Below are 547 nucleotides of genomic sequence, written 5' to 3' on the forward strand. Positions count from 1 at the left end.
GGACCTGGTGGCGATGCGCGACCAGTCCTATGGCGAAGGGCAGCCCAAATTCGCGCTTAGCGCCGCCGAGCTCGATGCCCAGGCCTCGCGTTTTGCCGGACAGGGCGAGCTGTTCACCTATCTCCAGGCGACTCATGCCTTCTACTATGGCCGCGATTTCCGCCGGGTGCTGCAGCTGATCCCGGACAATGCCAAGCAGCCGGCCTATTCGAACCTTGCTTTCAGCCGTCAGGTGCTGCGCGGAATGGCACTGGCGGAGCTCAAGGACCGCAACGAGGCCGGCTTCTGGCAGGACCTGCTCGGCGGCGCCAAGGGTCCGTGGCAGCGGCCGCTCGCCGAACTGGGGCTGGCGATGAACTGGGAACGCAGCGGCAAGCTCGCTTCGGTCTTCGCGCCCGGCTCGCCGGTCAGCAATGGCGAGATCCGTTCGCGCCTGATCGACCGCTCGGCCGGCCCCGCTTTGCTGCGGACGATTGTGACCAACAAGGCGGGCAGCGCCGAGGAACGCGATCAGGCGCTCTACACCCTGCTCGCCAACGAGCTGGTG

Annotated in this window: 1 pseudogene; it reads left to right on the plus strand. The window is 66.7% G+C overall.

Annotated features, from left to right (window positions below):
• A pseudogene (locus B2V17_RS04180) lies at positions 1–547 on the plus strand (hypothetical protein); the annotation flags it as partial.

It is taken from the genome of Novosphingobium sp. UBA6272 (genome assembly GCF_002440635.1).
Lineage (GTDB): Bacteria > Pseudomonadota > Alphaproteobacteria > Sphingomonadales > Sphingomonadaceae > Novosphingobium.